The organism is Streptomyces xantholiticus, assembly GCF_014651015.1.
GTDB lineage: Bacteria > Actinomycetota > Actinomycetes > Streptomycetales > Streptomycetaceae > Streptomyces > Streptomyces xantholiticus.
In genome coordinates, this window is record NZ_BMWB01000016.1 from 101,823 (window position 1) to 122,289 (window position 20,467).

17 protein-coding genes are annotated in these 20,467 nt (G+C 69.5%); 9 read left to right on the plus strand and 8 right to left on the minus strand.

Translation table 11 applies throughout. The features are described from left to right. Positions 1-115: 115 nt before the first annotated feature. The 3 genes from nth to IE198_RS22645 all read left to right on the plus strand — a co-directional run bounded on the left by nth (position 116) and on the right by IE198_RS22645 (position 3,080). Complete coding sequence (gene nth / locus IE198_RS22635; protein WP_189889449.1) at positions 116-958, plus strand: endonuclease III; 843 nt, start codon at positions 116-118, stop codon at positions 956-958. Between the two features lie 58 nt (positions 959-1,016). Beyond that, the gene (locus IE198_RS22640) at positions 1,017-1,754 is read left to right on the plus strand and encodes an NUDIX hydrolase (protein ID WP_373299932.1); all 738 of its coding nucleotides are present in this window, start codon (positions 1,017-1,019) and stop codon (positions 1,752-1,754) included. 117 nt (positions 1,755-1,871) lie between these two features. Then, positions 1,872-3,080 (plus strand): MarP family serine protease, encoded by a 1,209-nt coding sequence (locus tag IE198_RS22645; protein ID WP_189889568.1) that lies wholly within the window; start codon positions 1,872-1,874, stop codon positions 3,078-3,080. An 18-nt stretch (positions 3,081-3,098) separates the two neighbouring features. Here IE198_RS22645 and IE198_RS35475 read toward each other — a convergent pair whose 3' ends face one another. The 6 genes from IE198_RS35475 to IE198_RS22670 form a co-directional block, all read right to left on the minus strand. After that, on the minus strand, positions 3,099-3,290 hold the full coding sequence (locus IE198_RS35475) for a hypothetical protein (RefSeq protein WP_229834236.1): 192 nt from the start codon (positions 3,288-3,290) through the stop codon (positions 3,099-3,101). A gap of 125 nt (positions 3,291-3,415) precedes the next feature. After that, the gene (locus IE198_RS22650) at positions 3,416-4,363 is read right to left on the minus strand and encodes an alpha/beta fold hydrolase (RefSeq protein ID WP_189889451.1); all 948 of its coding nucleotides are present in this window, start codon (positions 4,361-4,363) and stop codon (positions 3,416-3,418) included. A 55-nt stretch (positions 4,364-4,418) separates the two neighbouring features. Next, entirely contained in the window at positions 4,419-4,922 is a 504-nt protein-coding gene (locus IE198_RS22655; protein ID WP_189889453.1) for a phage holin family protein, read from the minus strand. A 55-nt stretch (positions 4,923-4,977) separates the two neighbouring features. After that, complete coding sequence (nhaA, locus tag IE198_RS22660; RefSeq protein WP_189889455.1) at positions 4,978-6,372, minus strand: Na+/H+ antiporter NhaA; 1,395 nt, start codon at positions 6,370-6,372, stop codon at positions 4,978-4,980. Between the two features lie 206 nt (positions 6,373-6,578). Then, positions 6,579-8,534, minus strand: a complete 1,956-nt coding sequence (acs, locus tag IE198_RS22665) for an acetate--CoA ligase (protein ID WP_189889457.1) — start codon at positions 8,532-8,534, stop codon at positions 6,579-6,581. A 227-nt stretch (positions 8,535-8,761) separates the two neighbouring features. Then, the gene (locus IE198_RS22670) at positions 8,762-11,137 is read right to left on the minus strand and encodes a SulP family inorganic anion transporter (protein ID WP_189889459.1); all 2,376 of its coding nucleotides are present in this window, start codon (positions 11,135-11,137) and stop codon (positions 8,762-8,764) included. A 287-nt stretch (positions 11,138-11,424) separates the two neighbouring features. On the opposite strand from IE198_RS22670, the gene IE198_RS22675 reads away from it, so the two are divergent. Continuing rightward, positions 11,425-12,729 (plus strand): polysaccharide deacetylase family protein, encoded by a 1,305-nt coding sequence (locus tag IE198_RS22675; RefSeq protein ID WP_189889461.1) that lies wholly within the window; start codon positions 11,425-11,427, stop codon positions 12,727-12,729. Between the two features lie 80 nt (positions 12,730-12,809). On the opposite strand, the gene IE198_RS22680 is transcribed toward IE198_RS22675, so the two are convergent. Continuing rightward, on the minus strand, positions 12,810-13,796 hold the full coding sequence (locus IE198_RS22680; protein WP_189889463.1) for an ATP-binding protein: 987 nt from the start codon (positions 13,794-13,796) through the stop codon (positions 12,810-12,812). Positions 13,797-13,899: 103 nt separating this feature from the next. Between IE198_RS22680 and IE198_RS22685 the strand changes: the two genes are divergently transcribed. Continuing rightward, entirely contained in the window at positions 13,900-14,730 is an 831-nt protein-coding gene (locus tag IE198_RS22685) for a Fic family protein (protein WP_189889465.1), read from the plus strand. A 381-nt stretch (positions 14,731-15,111) separates the two neighbouring features. Here IE198_RS22685 and IE198_RS22690 read toward each other — a convergent pair whose 3' ends face one another. Further along, entirely contained in the window at positions 15,112-15,984 is an 873-nt protein-coding gene (locus tag IE198_RS22690; protein WP_189889467.1) for an HAD family hydrolase, read from the minus strand. Positions 15,985-16,497: 513 nt separating this feature from the next. On the opposite strand from IE198_RS22690, the gene ssd reads away from it, so the two are divergent. From ssd to IE198_RS22710, 4 genes are read left to right on the plus strand one after another with little or no spacing between them, the layout of a single operon-like run. Further along, entirely contained in the window at positions 16,498-17,610 is a 1,113-nt protein-coding gene (gene ssd, locus IE198_RS22695; RefSeq protein WP_373299934.1) for a septum site-determining protein Ssd, read from the plus strand. Further along, complete coding sequence (locus tag IE198_RS22700) at positions 17,607-18,755, plus strand: TadA family conjugal transfer-associated ATPase (protein ID WP_189889471.1); 1,149 nt, start codon at positions 17,607-17,609, stop codon at positions 18,753-18,755. The genes ssd and IE198_RS22700 overlap by 4 nt, the downstream gene beginning before the upstream one ends. 14 nt (positions 18,756-18,769) lie before the next feature. Continuing rightward, positions 18,770-19,606 (plus strand): type II secretion system F family protein, encoded by an 837-nt coding sequence (locus tag IE198_RS22705; RefSeq protein WP_189889569.1) that lies wholly within the window; start codon positions 18,770-18,772, stop codon positions 19,604-19,606. Continuing rightward, positions 19,603-20,388: a type II secretion system F family protein gene (locus IE198_RS22710; protein ID WP_189889473.1), complete on the plus strand. Its 786-nt coding sequence runs from the start codon at positions 19,603-19,605 to the stop codon at positions 20,386-20,388. The genes IE198_RS22705 and IE198_RS22710 overlap by 4 nt, the downstream gene beginning before the upstream one ends. Positions 20,389-20,467: the final 79 nt, after the last annotated feature.

Sequence of the window (20,467 nt, forward strand, 5' to 3'; positions counted from 1 at the left end):
CAGGGGCCCGATCGGGTCCTGATTCCGGGCGACCGGGGCGGATGTCGGTGGTGGCCTTTAGGCTGGCCGGGTGTCCAATTCGCCGGTGAGAACACAGGCCGAGGGGGCTGGGAGCGTGTCCGGTAAGCAGAATTCCGCTCTGGGCGAACAGCTGTCGCCCACCTCGGGCAAAAGGAACAAAACGCCCAAACCGGAATCACGGCTGGCCATGGTCCGGCGTGCCCGCCGCATCAATCGCGAACTCGCCGACGCGTATCCGTACGCCCATCCGGAGCTCGACTTCGAGAACGCCTTCCAGCTGCTGATCGCGACGGTCCTGTCCGCGCAGACCACCGACCTCCGGGTCAACCAGACGACGCCCGCTCTCTTCGCCAAGTACCCCACCCCCGAGGACCTGGCGGCGGCGGAGCCGGAGGCGGTCGAGGAGATCATCCGCCCGACCGGGTTCTTCCGCGCCAAGACCAGGTCGATCATGGGGCTGTCCGCCGCCATCCGTGACGACTTCGGCGGCGAGGTCCCCGGTCGGCTGAAGGACCTGGTGACGCTGCCCGGTGTGGGCCGCAAGACCGCGTTCGTCGTACTGGGCAATGCCTTCGGTGTCCCCGGCATCACCGTGGACACACACTTCATGCGGCTGGCCCGCCGCTGGAAGTGGACCGACCAGGACGACCCGGTGAAGATCGAGGCCGAGATCGCCACGATCTTCCCCAAGAGCGAGTGGACCATGCTCTCGCACCGAGTCATCTTCCACGGTCGCCGGATCTGCCACGCGCGCAGGCCCGCCTGCGGCGCCTGCCCGATCACGCACCTCTGCCCTGCGTACGGGGAGGGCGAGACCGACCCCGAGAAGGCCAGGAAGCTCCTGAAGTACGAGAAGGGCGGCCAGCCCGGCCAGCGTCTCAAGCCACCCCCGGACTACCCGGGAAAACCGGCCCCGGCCCTGGGCGCGATCGAGTGACGCTCCCCGCCTGCGGAACGATCGAAGCCCCTTGTGACGTTGTGGTGAGGGGGTGCCGATGACACGCACAGGAGAAGAGACGTACCAGCGATTCGAACAGCACGGCGACGGCGAGGTGGTCGTCGACGGTGACGTGGTCGTCACCACCGAGGGACTGCCCGAGTGGCTCGAGCCCGTGGTGAGCGCCGTCGAGACCGTGGAGCCGCACCAGCTCAGCCGCTTCCTGCCGCCCGCGAGCGGACACGGCCGCCAGTCCGCCGTCCTCGTTCTCTTCGGCGAGGGGGCCAAGGGGCCCGAACTGCTGCTCATGGAGCGCGCCGGCACCCTGCGCTCGCACGCGGGCCAGCCCTCCTTCCCCGGCGGCGCGCTCGACCCGGAGGACGGCGACCCTGCGACGACCGGCCCGCTGCGGGCCGCGCTGCGCGAGGCCCGGGAAGAGACCGGTCTGGACCCGGCGGGAGTGCAGACCTTCGGCGTGCTGCCCAAGCTCTACATCCCGGTGAGCAGTTTCGTCGTGACGCCCGTATTGGGATGGTGGCGCACCCCCAGTCCGGTCGGAGCGGTCGATCCCGCCGAGACCGCGCGCGTCTTCACCGTGCCCGTGGCAGATCTCACGGACCCGGCCAACCGTGCGACGGCCGTGCACCCGCGCGGTCACGCAGGGCCCGCGTTCATGGTCGAAGGGGCGCTGGTCTGGGGTTTCACGGCCGGAGTCATCGACCGGATCCTGCACTTCGCAGGCTGGGAGCGACCATGGGACCACACCAAGCAGGTGCCGCTGGACTGGCACGCATGACAGGCTGACCAAGAGCTGCGTTCCCGGCCGGGAGCGCAGCATCGAAACGCGGCGGCGCGCCGTGGCCCCACCCCAGCCGGACGGAGCACCGGCGACGACACTGCGAGGCAAATGACGGTGAACGTGCTGGACATCCTGTTGCTGGTCGCCGCCGTGTGGTTCGCGATCGTCGGCTATCGCCAGGGCTTCGTCGTCGGCATCCTGTCGGTGATCGGTTTCATCGGCGGCGGACTCGTCGCGGTCTATCTGCTTCCGGTGCTCTGGAACGCGCTGACCGACGACACCGAAGTGTCCACCACGGCCGCGATAGTCGCCGTCGTCATCGTGATCGTCTGCGCCTCCGTCGGCCAGGCGTGCACGACTCATCTCGGCAACAAACTGCGACGGTTCATCACCTGGTCGCCCGCCCGCGCGCTGGATGCCACGGGCGGCGCGCTGGTCAACGTCGTCGCGATGCTGCTGGTCGCCTGGCTGATCGGCTCCGCCCTCGCCGGTACCTCGCTGCCCACCCTGGGGAAGGAGGTCCGCAGTTCGAAGGTGCTGCTCGGTGTGTCCCGTGTGATGCCCGATCAGGCCAACACCTGGTTCACGGACTTCTCGTCCGTACTCGCCCAGAACGGCTTCCCCCAGGTCTTCAGCCCGTTCGCCAACGAGCCCATCACCGAGGTACAGGCACCTGACCCGACGCTCACCGGAAGTCCCGTTGCCGAGCGCGCCAAGCAGTCCATCGTCAAGGTCGTCGGTACGGCCCCGAGCTGCGGCAAAGTCCTCGAAGGCACCGGCTTCGTCTTCGACGAGCGCCGTGTGATGACCAACGCCCATGTCGTCGGAGGCGTCGATGAGCCGACGGTGCAGGTAGGCGGCGAGGGCCGGCTCTACGACGCCAAGGTCGTCCTCTACGACTGGGAGCGCGACGTCGCCGTCCTGGACGTCCCCGACCTCAAGGCCCGCCCGCTCGAGTTCACCGACTTCGAGGAAGGCGACGCCGAGAGCGGTGACAGCGCCATCGTCGCCGGCTTCCCGGAGAACGGCTCGTACGACGTGCGCGCCGCCCGCGTCCGTGGCCGGATCGACGCCAACGGCCCCGACATCTACCACCGGGGAACCGTCCGCCGCGACGTCTACTCGCTGTTCGCGACCGTGCGCCAGGGCAACTCCGGCGGCCCGCTGCTCACCACGGACGGCAAGGTCTACGGTGTCATCTTCGCCAGGTCCCTGGACGACGCCGACACCGGCTACGCCCTGACGGCGGACGAGATCCGCGAGGACATCGAATTGGGCCGCAGCGCCAACCAGCAGGTCGACAGCCAGGGCTGCGCACTGTAAGGGCGCCGCGGTAGTGGGTCAGTTCCGGGGATGATGCCGCAGGCGCGCGGACACCCAGCGCGCGCGGCGCCTGAGGATGAGTGGAATCCCCATCCCCTGCCCCGGATGCTCGTGGTCCTCGCTCGGAAGGCCACCTGTCTCGTGGGTGATCGGCCCACTGGCCGAGCGGCGGTTGCGTGCTGCATCACCGTAGTCGTGCGTCCAGCCCATACCCGGACGTGTGCCCGGGCCCCATGGTCGGTAACCGTGTCGGCGACGGCCAATTGGCTTATGCGCCAGGCACTTGGCTGTTCGTAGGACAACCGTTCTTCCGGTGTGCGAAATGCCCCCGCGGCTTACCGGTCGGGCTCGGGGTCCTTGAGCCAGTTGATCAGCTCGTTCGAGAAGGCCACCGGATCCTCCTCGTGGGGGAAGTGACCGAGACCGTCGAACAGCCGCCACCGGTACGGTGCTTCGACGTACTCACCGGAACCGGCCGCACTGCGCGTACGCATCGCCGGATCGAGTGAACCGTGCAGATGCAGTGTGGGCACCCGCACCGGACGCTTCATCCGGCGGTTGAACTGGATGCCGTCCGGCCGGGCCAGCGACCGGACCATCCACCGATAGGGCTCGATCGAGCAGTGCGCCGTCGACGGGATCAACATCGCCCGCCGGTAGACGTCGACGGCCTCCTGGTCGAGCGGCTGCGGACCCGACCAGCCCTCGATCAGCTCGCCCACCAAGGCAGCACCGTCCGCGACCAGTTGCCGCTCCGGGAACCAAGGCCGCTGGACGCCCCAGACATAGGAGCCGGCCCGGCTCTGTGCGAAGTCGGACAGCATCGCCGAACGCCACCGCCGCGGGTGCGGCATCGAGGACACGGCGAGCCGGCGCACCAGCTTGGGCCGCATCACGGCCGCCGTCCAGGCCAGATAGCCGCCCAGGTCGTGCCCGACCAGGGCAGCGTCCGGCTCACCCAGCGACCGGACGACACCGGTGATGTCGAGCGCCAGGTTGGCGGGGTCGTAGCCGCGCGGCGTACGGTCGCTGCCGCCCACGCCGCGGAGGTCCATCGCCACGGCCCGGAATCCCGCGTCGGCGAGCGCGGTCAGCTGATGCCGCCAGGTCCACCAGAACTGCGGGAAGCCGTGCAACAGCATCACCAGCGGCCCGTCGCCCATTTCGACGATATGGAAGCGGGCACCGTTGGCCGCCACGTCGCGATGGGTCCAGGGACCGTCGATGCGTACGGGGCTGCCGAGGGCGCCGAGGCTGCCCGGGGTGGAATCAGGGACGGTCATGCTGATGAGCGTGCCACAACCCGGGACGTCGTGTTCTCGACCCCCGGGCCATGGCTCACGCCGAAACCTTGTCCGATACCCGGGTGGACGCCGTGCTGCCGACAGGCTTGGTCAGTTTCACGCCGCGTGGGTGCGGCTTGGCGTTGCCCAGCAAAGCGGCCGTCTCCTTGGCCGACGCGACTGCCCTCTGCGGGCCCTTGCCCTTCTTCGCCTTCTTGGCGAAGACCATGCCGACGAGGCCGAGCAGAGCGGCCAGGACGACATTGGCCGCGAACGACAGCAGGAAGCACCATGCCAGGTTCCAGCCGGTCCAGGCCTCGAAGCCGTATGCCAGCGCGAAGCTCAGCATGGGCAGCGAGAAGAGCAGCACCGCGCCTGCCGCGCTGAAAGCCGCCCCACCCATCCCGGCCTTCTTCACGTCCTGCCGCAACTGGGCCTTGGCCAGTGCGATCTCGTCGTGTACCAGCGCGGACATCTCGGCGGTCGCCGAGGCGACCAGCTGGCCGAGACTGCGGTCGGCGCCGACAGCGTTGGCTGTGGTGTTGCCGGGGTCGCTCATCGCTGACTCCCTCTCCTCTTCCACGGGTCCGGTGTTCGTACGGTCCGATGTCAGATCATGCCGGACTGTCGCCGCTGTTGCGCACCGCACCGGCCGCTTCCGCCCTTCTGCGGTGCTCCGCTGCCTTCTCCTCGTAGATCGCGGCCATCCTCAGGTGGTACGCCGGGTCGTCCTGCTCGTAGATGTCCGGGATTCCGGACATGTCCTCGTCGCGCTCCTCCTCCGCGGACAGCGCCTGGTAGGTGCGTACCCGAAGTTTCAGCAGGATCGCGGCGAGGACCGCGGCGATCAGCGAGCCCATCAGGACCGCGGCCTTGACCTCGTCCGTCAGTGTCGGGTCGCCGGTGAAGGCGAGCTCGCCGATGAGCAGCGAGACGGTGAAGCCGATGCCGGCGAGCGTGGCGAGCGCCAGGACGTCGGGCCAGGCCAGGTCATCGTTCAGCTCCGCCTTGGTGAAGCGGGCCGCCAGCCAGGTGCCGCCGAAGATTCCGAGGGCCTTCCCGACCACCAGACCGAGGACGACACCGAGCGTCTCGGGCCGGGTGAACACATCGGTCAGCGAGTCGCCTGTGATGGCCACGCCGGCCGAGAACAGCGCGAACAGCGGTACGGCGAAGCCGGCGGAGAGGGGGCGGACGAGATGCTCGATGTGCTCGCCCGGTGACTGCTCCTCGCCCTCGCGGCGGCTGCAGCGCAGCATCAGGCCCATGGCGACACCGGCGATGGTGGCGTGGACGCCGCTGTTGTACATCAGGCCCCAGATGACCAGCCCGAGGGGCACATACACGTACCAGCCGCGCACTCCCTTGTGCAGCAGCAGCCAGAAGGCGGCGAGACCCCCCAAGGCCCCGCCGAGGGCCGCGAAGTTGAGGTCGTTCGTGAAGAAGATCGCGATGATCAGGATGGCGAAGAGGTCGTCGACGACCGCCAGGGTCAGCAGAAAGGCGCGGAGCGCCGACGGCAGCGACGTGCCGATGACGGCGAGAACAGCCAGCGCGAACGCGATGTCGGTGGCGGTCGGCACGGCCCACCCGGCGGTGGATCCCCCACCGGCGGTGTTGACCACCAGGTAGACGAGCGCCGGCATCACCATGCCGCAGAGCGCGGCGATCACGGGCAGCGCGGCAGCCTTGGAGTCGCTCAGCTCACCGGCGACCAGTTCTCGTTTGAGTTCTATGCCGGCGACGAAGAAGAAGACGGCCAGCAGTCCGTCGGCCGCCCAATGCTGGATCGACAGATCGAGACCGAGTGAGGCGGGGCCGATGTGGAAGTCGCGTACGGAGGCGTAGCTGTCCCCTAGGGGCGTGTTCGCCCAGATCAGCGCGGCGACTGCGGCGAGCAGGAGCAGGACGCCGCCGAGGGTCTCCGTGCGCAGGGCGTCCGCGACGTAGTTCCGCTCGGGCAGGGGGAGGCGGCCAAGGAACTTGTGGTTGGGGCTGGGCGAAGCCACGGGGCGAAACCTCCGGTCGGGGGCAGCACAGAACACTTGCCGACCAGACTTCCCGGCGCACCTTGATTGCACGATCACGTCAGTGACGCGTTCTTCACTCTACCCAAGCCTTGTCCGGACAGGCCCGCCAGGCGGGGGCGCGTGCATGCGCGCGAGGCCCCCGGCCGGCTTGCCCAAGGGCCCCGCGCACGGGTGATCGCCGCTGGTCAGTCCTCGCTGAGCGCGCCGGGCAGCTTCGACTGGATGAGGTCCATCACCGAGGAGTCCGTCAGCGTGGTGACGTCTCCCAGCTCACGGTTCTCGGCCACGTCACGGAGCAACCGCCGCATGATCTTGCCCGAGCGGGTCTTCGGCAGCTCGGCCACCGGAAGGATCCGCTTGGGCTTCGCGATCGGGCCGAGTGTCGCGCCGACGTGGTTGCGCAGGTCGTTCACGAGGTTCTCGTCTTCACTGGCCGTTCCGCGCAGGATCACGAAGGCGACGATGGCCTGTCCGGTGGTCTCGTCCGCCGCGCCCACGACTGCCGCCTCCGCGACCTTCGGGTGGGAGACCAGTGCCGACTCCACCTCGGTGGTCGAGATGTTGTGGCCGGAGACCAGCATCACGTCGTCCACCCGGCCGAGCAGCCAGATGTCGCCGTCGTCGTCCCTCTTGGCGCCGTCGCCCGCGAAGTACTTGCCCTCGAAGCGCGACCAGTAGGTGTCGAGGAAGCGCTGGTCGTCGCCCCAGATGGTGCGCAGCATCGACGGCCACGGCTCGGTGAGGACCAAGTAGCCACCGCCGCCGTTGGGGACCTCGTTCGCCTCGTCGTCCACGACGGTGGCCGAGATGCCGGGCAGCGGGCGCTGCGCCGAGCCGGGCTTGGCCGCGGTGACACCGGGCAGCGGCGAGATCATCATCGCGCCGGTCTCCGTCTGCCACCAGGTGTCGACGACCGGGGTCTTGCCCGCGCCGATGTTCTCCCGGTACCAGATCCACGCCTCGGGGTTGATCGGCTCGCCGACCGACCCGAGCACCCGCAGGCTGCTCAGGTCGAACTTGGCGGGGATGTCGTCGCCCCACTTCATGAAGGTACGGATCGCGGTGGGCGCGGTGTAGAGGATGGTGACGCCGTACTTCTGGACGATCTCCCAGAAGCGGCCCTGGTGCGGGGTGTCGGGAGTGCCCTCGTACATCACCTGCGTCGCACCGTTGGCCAGCGGCCCGTAGACGATGTACGAGTGGCCGGTCACCCAGCCGATGTCGGCCGTGCACCAGTAGACGTCCGACTCGGGCTTGAGGTCGAACACGGCGTGGTGCGTGTAGGCCGTCTGGGTGAGGTAGCCGCCGGACGTGTGCAGGATGCCCTTCGGCTTACCGGTCGTGCCGGAGGTGTAGAGGATGAAGAGCGGGTGCTCGGCGTCGAAGGCCTCGGGAGTGTGCTCCGCGGACTGACGGGCGACGATGTCGTGCCACCAGACGTCGCGGCCCTCGGTGAAGGCCGTCTCCTGGCCCGTGCGCTGTACGACGAGCACGTGCTCGACCTGCGGACAGCGGGCGACGGCCTCGTCGATCGCGGGTTTGAGGGCGCTCGGCTTGCCGCGGCGGTAGCCGCCGTCGGAGGTGATCACCAGCTTGGCGTCGGCGTCCTGGATCCGGGAGGCGACCGCGTCCGCGGAGAAGCCGCCGAAGACCACGGAGTGCGCGGCGCCGATGCGGGCGCAGGCCAGCATCGCGAAGGCGGCCTCGGGAATCATCGGCAGATAGACGGCGACCCGGTCGCCCTTGCGGACACCGAGCTCGAGCAGGGCGTTGGCGGCCTTGGAGACCTCGTCCTTGAGCTCCGCGTAGGTGATGGCGCGGCCGTCGCCGGGTTCGCCCTCGAAGTGGATGGCTACGCGGTCGCCGTGGCCGGCCTCGACATGACGGTCCACGCAGTTGTACGCCACGTTCAGCTTGCCGTCGGCGAACCACTTCGCGAAGGGCGGGTTGGTCCAGTCGAGGGTCTCGGTCGGTTCGGTGGCCCAGCTGAGCCGACGCGCCTGCTCGGCCCAGAAGCCAAGCCTGTCCGCCGCGGCCTGCTCGTACGCCTCCGCCGTCACGTTGGCGCTCGCTGCCAGCTCGGCCGGCGGGGGGAACCGCCGCTCTTCCTTAAGAAGGTTGGCCAGGCTTTCGTTGCTCACGACATCTCCCTTTCCCAGGGCGTCTTCTGTGCGTATGTGTCCCAGGCCATAGCTCATCAGCCAGAGGGCCCGGGTGACAAGGGCCTTCCGGATATTGGTTTAGACCTGTGGGTGCCCCTCGTCCCCGGGCGGTGGGGACGAGGGGCCACACGTTCTCACGGACCCGGGACGCAAGTGGTTCAGCCGCGCGACCCAGGCGTGCCGGAGCGAGGGAGCTGCGGTGGTGGTCAGACCCGGGACTTCTCCAGCGGCGACGGGGTCGGGGCCACTCGGTCGAAGACCTCTTCGATCTCGTCCTCCGCGGTGCTCGTGAGGAGATACGCCTGGGCCTCGCCGACATGGAAGTACATCCCGTGCAGTTGCAGGGAACCCGCCGCGAGCCGTCGTGCGACCGACTCATGGGCCCGCAGGTGCTCCAGTTGCTGGACCACATTCGTCAGGCACAACTGCTCCACCGCGTCGGTCGGCAGACGGCCGGAGATCCTTGCCCAGGCGCGGTCCCGGTTCTCCATCCGCCGCAGGCTCGGACGGCCGTGCCGCAGCCAGCGTGCCAGCGGTGTGGGGGAGTCGTCCGGCGGGCTGTTCAGCAGGGCCTGCATCGCTCCGCAGCCCGAGTGCCCGCAGACGGTGATCGAGTCCACTCCGAGGATGTCGACCGCGTACTCGATTGCGGCTGCGACGGAGTCGTCGGCGCTCTCCTCGCCGGGCAGTGGCACAAGATTGCCCACATTGCGCACGGTGAACAGATCGCCGGGGCCGCTTGCCGTGATCATGCTGGTCACGAGCCGGGAGTCCGCACAGGTGATGAAGAGCTGTGACGGACGCTGGCCCTCGCGCGCCAGCCGCGCCAGCTCGTCACGCACCAGCGGCGCGGTGTTGCGCTGGAAGGAGCTGAGCCCGCTTGCCAGATGATGCCCGTCCGTCTCGCGAGACCGGTCGTCGCAATGGTGGTTGCGCCATGGCGTCCAGGGGCGGCAGCAGCCATGGGTCTCGTCGGCGGGCTCGCTGATCCGGCCCCCGGCCCGCCCGGTCACCTCCACCTTGCCGCCCCGGGCGGTGTGCGAGGTCTGCCAGTCGTGCAGGGCCTCGTACGCCGCGTGGTCCATGAAGGAACCGTCCAACTCGACGACACAGTCGGCACCAGGGGGGACATGGCTCAGCATCCGGCTCAGTCGGGGCACGGCGAGGAACGTCAGCTGGCCCCGAGCACGGACCCGGTGGACGCCGTCATGCTCCTCCACCGTGATCCGGGTCCGCGTCAGCCGGTGCAGCGCGACCGCGACAGCCACTGCGACGCCGATGACGACGCCTTCCAGTACGCCGGTGAGGACAACCGCGCTCAGCGTGGCCGCGTAGACGAGCATCTCGCGGTTCTTCTTGACACTGCGCAGGTGAGTGATGTTGACCATCTGCACGCCGACGACCATGACCAGAGCGGCCAGCGCGGCCAGCGGGATCAGGTCCAGGACGGGCACCAGCAGCAGTGCCGCGACCACGATCCACAGCCCGTGCAGCATGGCGGAGTTACGGCTGACCGCGCCTGCGGCCACGTTGGCCGAGCTGCGCACGGCGACGCCGGTGATGGGCAGCCCTCCGAGTGCGCCGGACACGACGTTCGCAGCGCCCTGACCGGCGAGCTCGCGGTCGAGATCGGTACGGGGAAGGTGGACGGCCGGCTTCTTGCGGGCCGACGCCAGCTTGTCGATGGCGACCGCCGACAGCAGCGACTCCACGCTGCCGACGAGTGTGATGGTGAGAACCGCGGCCAGCAGGCCGAGGACCGGGCCCTCGGGAAGCTCGGGCAGCGCGTGCGAACGCCACGACGGCAGGTCGACCAGCGGTTGGTGCAGGTTTGCGAGCGTCGCGAGCGCGGTGGCTGCGGCCACCGCAACGAGTGCGCCCGGAACCTTCCGGACGATGCTGCCCGCACGGCCTGGGACACGCGGCCAGATCAGCAGCACGGCGACGGTCAGGACACTGACGGAGAGCGCGGCCGGGTGGAGGTCTCTCAACTGGGCGGGCAGACCCTGAAGGTTGCTCACGGCGGAGCTCTGCGGTGTGCCGCCGAGGACGATGTGCAGTTGGGCGAGGGCGATCGTGGCGCCGATGCCGGCAAGCATTCCGTGCACGATCGCCGGGCTGACGGCAAGGGCTGAGCGGGCGACCCGCAAGGCGGCCAGGACCAGTTGGCACAGTCCGGCGAGAACGGTGATCGCGCAGGTGGTGCGCCAGCCGTACTGCTGGATCAACTCGGCGGTCACCACGGTCAGTCCGGCAGCGGGCCCGCTGACCTGCAGCGGCGAGCCGCCGAGCCGGCCGGCGACGATGCCGCCCACTGCCGCTGCGACGAGACCGGCCTGGAGCGGTGCGCCGGTGGCGAGGGCGATGCCGAGGGAGAGCGGCAGCGCGATCAGAAAGACGGCGATCGACGCGGAGAGATCGGCGCCGCGGAAGCGCAAGGGGCCGTCGCCGCCGGGCGGCGGGCCGTGTGGACGCTGGAATCGGGATACGGGGGACAGTCGCGCCAAGCGGGCGGGGTCGTTCTTCGGGGGTTTGTCGGGCCGGTGAGAAGCATCGTCGGTACGGGTGGGGACGCAAGACATGGTTCCCGTCTCCTCCGGGGCAGCGCGGTCGCGGATTGTGGGGTCGCGGCCGTAGGTCACGGCATGCAGCAGCGGGATACTCAAACGTTCGGTAAATGGATCGTAATGCAGAGTAAAGACTCGGGCATTATTTTCGAGGCAAATAGGGCAGGCTTTCACCCGATGTGGTGATTAGTCATTTCATAACGGCTCGTCGTCGGGCCTCTTCCGCCATCGCGATGCGAGTTTGTCGGCTCCGTATGCACCGCCGTCAGACAGTCGTATTGGCATAGGAATGAGGTGGGCGGATGTTGGTCGCCACGAAGAGGGTCGTCCCCGTCGGCGTGGTCGCCACGGCGCTGGTCGCAGGTCTCGCAGGGTGCTCCGGCCCCGGCGGCGCCAAGGGGCCGGGCGGTCCGGCCGGCAAGGAAGGCGTTGCCGCCCCCAAGAGCGCGGTACGGCTCATCGGCGACGGCTCCACCGCGTTCACAGGTGCTCAGCCGGGGCTGCTCAAGCCACAACGGCTGAAGCCCGGTCAGAGGCCGCCGCAATTCGTGGTGTTCTCCTGGGACGGCGCCGGTGAGGACAGCCAGAAGCTGTTCTCCCACTTCCGCGAAGTCGGCAAGAAGTACGACGCGACGATGACCTACTTCCTCAGTGGTGTCTATCTCCTGCCCGAGGAGAAGCGGGCGATGTACAACCCGCCGCAGCATGCGGCCGGCCGCTCCGACATCGGCTTCAACGACATCGAGGGCATCAGGGACACCGTTCGTGAGCTGCGTGCCGCCTGGCGCGAAGGGAACGAGGTGGGCACGCACTTCAACGGCCACTTCTGCGGCAGGACAGGGGTGGGCGCCTGGTCCGTCGAGGAGTGGAAGAGCGAGATCCACCAGGCCAAGTCGTTTGTCAAGAACTGGAAGACCAACGCGGACCTGGCCTTCATGGAGCCGCTCCCCTTCGACTACGACGAGGAACTCATCGGCGCCCGCACGCCCTGCCTGGAGGGGCGCGAGAACTTCGTACGTGCGGCGAGCGAGTTGGGCTTCCGCTACGACACCAGTGGTGTCAACAACCAGGTCTGGCCCGAGAAGGAACTCGGCCTGTGGGACCTCTCGCTCCAGTTGGTCCCCGTGCCCGGGCGCGCCTTCGAGACGCTGGCTATGGACTACAACTTCATGGTCAACCAGTCCGGGACCGCGAAGGGTGACCCCGCGAAGCACGCGTACTGGGGCAACCAGATGCGCGACGGCCTGATCCAGGCCTTCGAGCGCGCATATCAGGGCAACCGGGCACCGCTGATCATCGGCAACCACTTCGAGTCCTGGAACGGCGGCACGTACATGCGCGCCATTGAGCAGACGATCGCGGCGGTGTGCGGGAAGAGCGAGGTGGAATGCGTGTCGTTCCGTCAGCTGGTCGACTGGCTGGACGCGCAGGACCCGAAGATTCTCGAGAAGCTGCGTGGCCTCGAGGTCGGCGAGGCGCCCCCGGGCGGCTGGGAGCAGTTCCTGGGTAAACCGGTGGCCCCGGCGGCGCCGCCGGCCCGGAAGTCCGGTAAGCGGGCGGAGGCGAACGCGGCCGGGAAGCCGGGGGAGAAGCGGGCGGAGCGCTGACCGGGTGGGGGGTGCCGATGGCTCCATGAGGACGACAGCGGCGGTCCCCGCCCGCGACGCGGGACGGAGGCCGCCTCATGTCAGCCGGGCTGTGGCACCAGTGTGTGCTCGCCGAGTACGAAGTCCGGGTCGACCTGTGCCGCAAGGTCGGCCCCGGTCCTGGCGTTCCCCCAGCTCTCCGCGTTCTTCAGGTGGAAGTGCACCATCTGACGCGTGTAGCGCTCCCAGTCGCGGGTGGCGTACGAGTCCTCCGCCGTGCTCTGCAGTGTCTGCAGGGCCATGCGGTTGTCCGCCTCGAGGAGCTCGAAGCGGAGCGGGCGGCCCTTCTCCATGGCACGCACCCAGTCGGAGTGCCGGAGGGTGACAAGCAGGTCGTCCCCCACCTGGTCGCGGAGGAACTCGATGTCGTAGGGGCTCTGCACCTTGTTGCCCACGACCTTCATCGCGACGTCGAAGTCGCGGGCGTACTCCTTGTACTGCCGGTAGACCGAGATGCCCTTGAGAGTCGGTTCGGCCACCAGGAACGTCATGTCGAAGCGGGTGAACATCCCGGAGGCGAACGAGTCGGAGCCGGCGGTCATGTCGACCACGACGTACTCCTCGGCGCCGTCGACAAGATGGTTCAGACAGAGCTCGACCGCCCCGACCTTGGAGTGGTAGCAGGAGACACCGAGGTCCGACTCGGTGAAGGGCCCCGTGGCCATCAGCCTGATGTCACCGTCGTCGAGCCGGACCGTGCGGGCGCAGGCCTCGTACACGAGGTTGTCCTCCACGACGCGCAGCAGACGTGACCCCTCACCGGGAGGGGTCGTCTTGATCATCGTCTCGGTCGACGTGATGCGGGGGTTTGAGCCACGCAGGTAGTCCTTGATGAGAGGCAGATGCGCCCCCATCGCGGGCAGCTCGGCCGCTTCCGCCTCACTGAGACCGAGGGCGGCGCCGAGATGCTGGTTGATGTCGGCGTCCACTGCGACGACAGGGGCTTCGTTGGCGACCAGGTGACGGATGAAGAGGGATGACAGCGTCGTCTTGCCGCTGCCGCCCTTCCCTACGAAAGCGATCTTCATGTTCACCTAGGGTAGTGGAACGATCGCTTGGAGTTGCCCCTCAGGGTGAGGAACGCCACTCCAAGGTGGGGCGAGGCCGGTGCGGCGCGTAGCCTCGCTACCTATGAGTACGAACGCCTCGTCGGCCGATCCCCTCGCCACCCTCGGCACCCTGCCGGGCGTCGCCGACTCCGTGGACTCCGTGCGCAAGGCTGTCGACCGGGTCTACGGCCACCGGGTCATGCGCCGGCGCAGCAACGAGATCACCTCGGAGGCGGCGCTGCGCGGAGCGCGCGGTTCCGCCGCCCTGTCCGGGGCGGACTGGGCGCTGGAGGAGGTCCGCAGGCGTACCGACTTCGGCAGTGAGCCGGAGGCGCGTACGGTGGGCGCCGCCCTGCGGCTCACCGCGGAGGCCGGCCAGCTCCTCTCCATCTGGCGGCAGTCGCCGCTGCGTGTGCTGGCGCGGCTGCACCTTGTCGCGGCGAGCGGTGCGGGCGACGAGGACACGGTCGGGCGCCCCCGCCTTCCCGGCGAGGTGGTGGACGAGCCGCTGATCAAGGCGCCGTTGCCGGATGTCGCCGAGGTGACGGGCCGGCTCGACGGCCTGGCGGAGCTGATCATCGCGGGCACCGAGGCTCCTGCCCTGGTGACCGCCGCCGTGGTGCACGGCGAGCTGCTGGCGCTGCGGCCGTTCGTCTCGCACAACGGACTGGTCGCGAGGGCGGCGGAGCGGATCGTGCTCATCGGTAGTGGGCTCGACCCGAAGTCGATCTGCCCGGCGGAGGTCGGCCACGCCGAGCAGGGGAGGGCCGCGTACGTGGCCGCCTTCGAGGCGTACCTGACCGGGACGCCGGAGGGGATGGCCGCGTGGATCGCTCACTGCGGCCGCGCGGTGGAGCTGGGCGTCAGGGAGTCGACCGCGGTGTGCGAGGCGCTTCAGCGGGGCGCCGCCTGAGGTCTGCGCACAGGGGCAGAAACCTGCACAAAGGGTTGCGGCGGTACCGATTTCGGTACCGCCGCTGGCATGAGCGCCGAGTTACCATGCGTCCTCGAAAAGTTGCCCATCAGGTCGGGAACTTTGCCCGTCACCTGGTGCGGCTGGCCCGTAATCGACGGGTCGACGTCGCGTGGGTGCTCAGTTTTCATGCTTCGGTCCGTGGGGCCTTTATGCGTTTAAAGGTGATCCTTTCGGATGTGCCTCGGTCTCGCGGGCCGTGACTCCTTTGTACTACTGCGGGCATGGATGTGGAAGCCCTGCCCGCACTTCTTTACTTGTAGCTTCAAATGCGGACGGATCTCTCCGCCGGATCGCGTGGCCGGCCCTCGGCGGGCGAGGTCACAGGGCCGGGGCCCGCGCCGCGGTCCGTGCCGCCACCGTGCGCCGGCGACTGGCGTACCAGACGAGTCCGGCCGTGGCCGCTGCGGCTCCGACGGCCGCCATCGCCATCACGGCCGGCCGCGGTGTCATGGAGAAGGCGGGCAGTCGCTGCTTCAGGCGCACGGGCCGGTTGAAGTCGAGGATCGGCCAGCCCCGCAGGACCGCCTCCCGGCGCAGTCCGCGCCCCGGGTTCACCGCGTAGGGGTGTCCGACCGCCGCGAGCATGGGGACATCGGTGACCGAGTCGCTGTACGCGTAGCAGCGACTCAGGTCGTACCCCTCCGACTCGGCGAGTGCCCTGATGGCCTCCGCCTTTGTGGGCCCGTACGCGTAGTACTCCACCTCGCCGGTGAAGCAGCCGTCGTCGCCGACCACCATGCGCGTGGCCACGACCCGGTCCGCTCCGAGCAGCTCGCCGATGGGTTCCACGACCTCGGCGCCGGAGGTGGAGACGATGACCACGTCGCGGCCTGCGGCGTGGTGCTCCTCGATGAGGGAGGCGGCCTCGTCGTAGATGATCGGGTCGATGAGGTCGTGGAGCGTCTCGGCGACGATCTCCTTGACCTGCTGGACGTTCCAGCCCTTGCAGAGCGCGGAGAGGTACTCGCGCATCCGCTCCATCTGGTCGTGATCCGCGCCGCCCGCCAGAAAAACGAACTGTGTATAGGCGGTACGCAGTACGGCGCGCCGGTTGATCAGCCCGCCTTGGTAGAAGGACTTGCTGAAGGTCAGAGTCGAAGACTTCGCAATGACCGTCTTGTCCAGGTCAAAGAAGGCGGCTGTGCGCGGCAACGAGTGGTTTTCCACGAGCTGAGCATATGTGCCCGCCATTCGGCGTACGCTGGCGCGTGTGGGTTTGCCTGAGAAGGCTCTCGGGTACACCATGGAAGTCACGGATCGTTCGCGACCGTGCTAACCCGGTCCGGCTCCTCCCCCCCCGAGTCGGCCGGAGAGACGACCCCCGCTCTCCCCCCCGGCGGGGGTCGTCGCATGTCCGGGCACGTTTTCCCGCTCAGTGTGTCTCCGAGCCGCTGGAGCGGCTCCTCTGTGCGTCTCCAGGGCACCGGGGGGCTCACCCCCAGGTTCATCACTCCGTGTAACCGTCAGGCTGCTCTCCGGCAGGCCGCCGGGCGAGCCTCCGGAGCGCTCTCACCCAGTCGTCCATCAGCGGACGAGCACTCACTGGTATGAGCTACGGGGATATTCACAAGTGGCGAGTTGTCCACAGTTTTTCGGCAAGATCCACACGATTTCTCACGGCGCTGCACCGTGATTCCAGCCGCGTAAGTCGCGGGCCGAAGGAATCACGGATCTCGATGCGATACGAGATCGCAGAGGGAAGGGGTGGAGATCGTGGCCGGATCCATCACATCGGACCGCTCGCGCGCCGCGGAGGAGCGGCGGGGCGGACCCTTGATCGTCACCGAGGACCTGGAACTGCTCGACGATCTACTGCGGTTGTGCGCGGCGGCCGGCGCAGAGCCCGCTGTGCACCATTCGCCACCGGAGCAGAAGGGCGGGTGGGAGGACGCGCCGCTGGTCCTTGTCGGCGACGACGCGGCCGCACGCTGCCGCGGGGCCTCGCGCAGGCGCGGGGTGTTCCTCGTCGGCCGGGACCAGGACGACCCGGACGTTTGGCGGCGAGCCGTTGAGATCGGAGCCGACTGCGTGCTGCGGCTGCCCGACGCCGAGAGCTGGCTCGTCGACCGCATCGCCGATGTCGTCGAAGGGGCCGGACGGCAGGCGCTGACCGTCGGGGTGATCGGCGGCCGTGGCGGTGCCGGCGCCTCCACACTGGCAACCGCGCTCGCGGTGACGGCGGCACGCAGCGGCCGGCGAACGATGCTCGTCGACGGGGACCCGCTCGGCGGAGGGCTCGACGTGCTGCTCGGGGGTGAGCACACAGAGGGCAGGCGATGGCCGGATTTCGCCGCTTCGAAGGGTCGGGTCGCCGGTGGGGCACTGGAGGAGTCGCTGCCCGAACTGCACGCTCTTCGCGTACTCAGCTGGGACCGCGGTGATTCGGTGGTGATTCCTCCGGAGGCCATGCGGTCGGTCCTGGCGGCCGCCCGTCGACGCGGTGGATCGGTGGTCGTCGATCTGCCGCGCCGCGTCGACGAAGGTGTGGCGGAGGCGCTGGCGCAGCTGGACCTCGGCCTGCTGGTCGTGCCCGGTGAGCTGCGGGCTGTCGCCGCCGCCAACCGCGTGGCGTCAGTCGTGAGCATGGTCCTTCCCGACTTGCGGGTGGTGGTGCGCGGACCGTATGCGCCGGGGCTGGACGAGCAATGGGTGGCAAAAGCCCTCGGCCTGCCGCTCGCCGGTGAGCTCCCGACTGAGCCCGGACTGACGGCCGCACAGAGCGGAGGAGCGCCGCCGGGCGGGAACGGCCGCGGACCGCTGGCCAGGTTCTGCACGGCCTTCTGGGAGCGTGCGCTGGTCGGGGAGGGCGTCGGATGAGCTCCGGGCTGCTGGAGGCGGTGCGGCAGCGGCTTGCGGAGAGCGGCGCGGAGCCCACGCCGGCCCGGGTGGCCGCTGCGCTGAGGGCCCAGGGGCGGCTGCTGGGCGACGCCGAAGTGCTGGGCGGCACGGAGAAGCTTCGCTGCGAACTGGTGGGCACGGGGCCGCTGGAGCCGCTGCTCGCCGACCCGTCGGTCACGGATGTACTCGTCTCCGCACACGACCGGGTGTGGGTGGACCGGGGCAGGGGCCTGGAGCTCACCGAGGTGACGTTCACCGACGCGGCGTCGGTGCGCAGACTCGCCCAGCGGCTTGCGGCAGTGGCCGAGCGGAGGCTCGACGACGCCCGCCCGTGGGTGGACGCCCGCCTGCCGGACGGGACGCGCATGCATGCCGTGATCCCTCCGGTTGCCGTCGGCTCGACCTGCCTTTCGCTGCGCGTCGTGCGGCCCCGCGCCTTCTCCGTGGAGGAGCTGGTCGAGGCGGGGACGGTGCCGCCGGGCGGTGACAGGCTGCTGCGGTCACTGGTCGAGGCCCGGCTCTCGTTCCTCATCAGTGGCGGTACGGGCTCCGGCAAGACGACTCTGCTGAGCAGTCTGCTGGGAATGGTGGGGGAGCGGGAGCGCATCGTGCTGGCCGAGGACTCGGCCGAGCTACGTCCCGAGCATCCGCATGTGGTGAGGCTGGAGTCGCGCACGGCGAACCAGGAGGGTGCCGGGCGCGTGACGCTGCGGGATCTGGTCAGGCAGGCGCTGCGGATGCGCCCCGACCGGCTGGTGGTGGGCGAGGTGCGTGGCGCCGAAGTGACCGAACTCCTCGCGGCGCTCAACACCGGTCACGAAGGCGGGTGCGGCACGGTCCACGCCAACGCGGCAGCGGACGTACCTGCCCGGCTGGAGGCGCTGGGTACCGCGGCCGGACTCGACCGGGCCGCCCTGCACAGCCAACTGGCGGCGGCCCTGTCGGTGGTGATCCACCTCGTACGGGACGGGGGAGGCCGTCGGCGGGTGGCCGAGATCCATGTGCTGGAGCGTGATGCGGCGGGGCTGGTGGTGACGGTGCCCGCCCTGAGGTGGGGCAAGGGGGCTTTCGTGGCCGAGGCCGGGTGGGAAAGGCTGCGGGCACTGGTCGGTGATGCGCTGTGACGGCCTTCCAGTTGCTGTGCGCGACGGCGCTGTGCCTGGCCGGGGCCGTCTGGCTCCTGGCCGGCGGCCAGGAGCGGGGGCGGCGAAGGGCGCGCTTGCTGTTCGCGGACTCGGGCGCGGTGGCGCTGCCCCCGTGGTGGTCCTGGGAGCGGCTGCTGTCCGTGATCAGGCTTCACAGGCAGTGGCTGTGCCTGCCTGCTGCGCTTGTGGCGGCCGTTGCGGGTGAATCCCCACTGCCTCTGGTCCTGGGGGCAGTTGCCGTGCCGTTGGTGCGGCGGTGGCTGCGGGCCAGGGAGCGCAGGAGGGACGAGGCCCGGAGGGTCCAGGGAGTCATCGGTCTGTGCGGCGCCACTGCCGGCGAACTGAGGGCGGGCCTTCAGCCGGCACAGGCCCTGTTGTTCGCCGCCGGTTCGACGGACGTACTCGGCGAGGCGGAGGCCGCGGTGCTGGCAGCGGCACGGTTCGGGGGTGACGTGCCGGAGGCGTTGCGTACGGCGGCACGGCAGCCGGGTGCCGAGGGCTTGGCCGGAATGGCGGCCTGCTGGCGGGTGGCCGTGGACAGCGGCGCGGGCCTGGCCGCCGGGCTGGACCGCCTGGAAGCGGCCCTGCGGGCCGAGAGTGACCAACGTGAGGACCTGAAGGCGCAATTGGCGGGTGCCTGGTCGACCATCGCGCTGCTCGCTCTGCTTCCGGTCGCCGGCCTTGCCATGGGAGGGGCGCTCGGGGCGGACCCGTTGCACGTGCTGTTCCACACCCCGGCAGGTCTTGCGTGCCTGGTGATCGGAGGGCTGCTGGAAGCGGCGGGGCTGTGCTGGGCCGGACGGATCGTGCGTGCCGGGGAGAAGGCATGAACGGCGAAGTCGTGCACGGGTCGGGGGGAGTGGTGGCGGTTCTCTCCGCGGCGGGCTGCGTGGTCATGCTGATCGCGGCGAAGCGGCGGGAGAGCAGAGCGCGCAGGAGGGCCAGGGCCCTCCTGCGCCAGGCGCCTGAACCCCGGTGCGGGCAAGCGCACTTCTGGCGACGGGCGAGCTGCTGGGCGGCGCCTCTGGGAGCGGCAGGTCTCGGCTTCCTGATCGGTGGGCTCGCGGGCGGCGCCGTGGGAATCGCGGCAGCCTTCTGCGTGCGTCGATGGCAGCGTGGGCGTGACCGGCCAGAGGGGGCCGGCGGAGCGGAGACCGGCGAGCACGGCGAAGCGGCGGGTCAACTGGCGCTGGCAGCAGACCTGATGGCCGCATGCATCTCGGCGGGCGCAAGCCCTCGTGAGGCCGCGGAGGCGGTCGGGGAGTCGTTGGGCGGCCCCGTCGGCGCACGCCTTGCGCGAACTGCCGCACAACTACGGCTCGGTGCCGAAACGGCGCCTGCCTGGCGGTGGTTCGGCGGGATACCGGGCGCGAAGCCACTGGCCCGCTGTCTCGAGCGGGCCGACTCCACCGGAGCGCCGGCCGCCGAACCGGTGGCGCGCCTGGCCGAGAGATTGCGAGCGGAGCGGGCCCGGGCAGTGGCCCGCCGGGGGCGCAGGGCGCAGGTGCTGATCACCGCACCGGTGGGGCTGTGCTTCCTGCCCGCGTTTCTCGCGGTCGGCGTGGCACCCGTGGTGATCGGCCTGGCGGGCGGACTTCTGCGCGGCCATTGACGCAGACTGCCCCCCGACATTGCCGAAATACACACCAATAAGACAAATAGCAATTTTGACATCTGGAGGTACAGAAGTG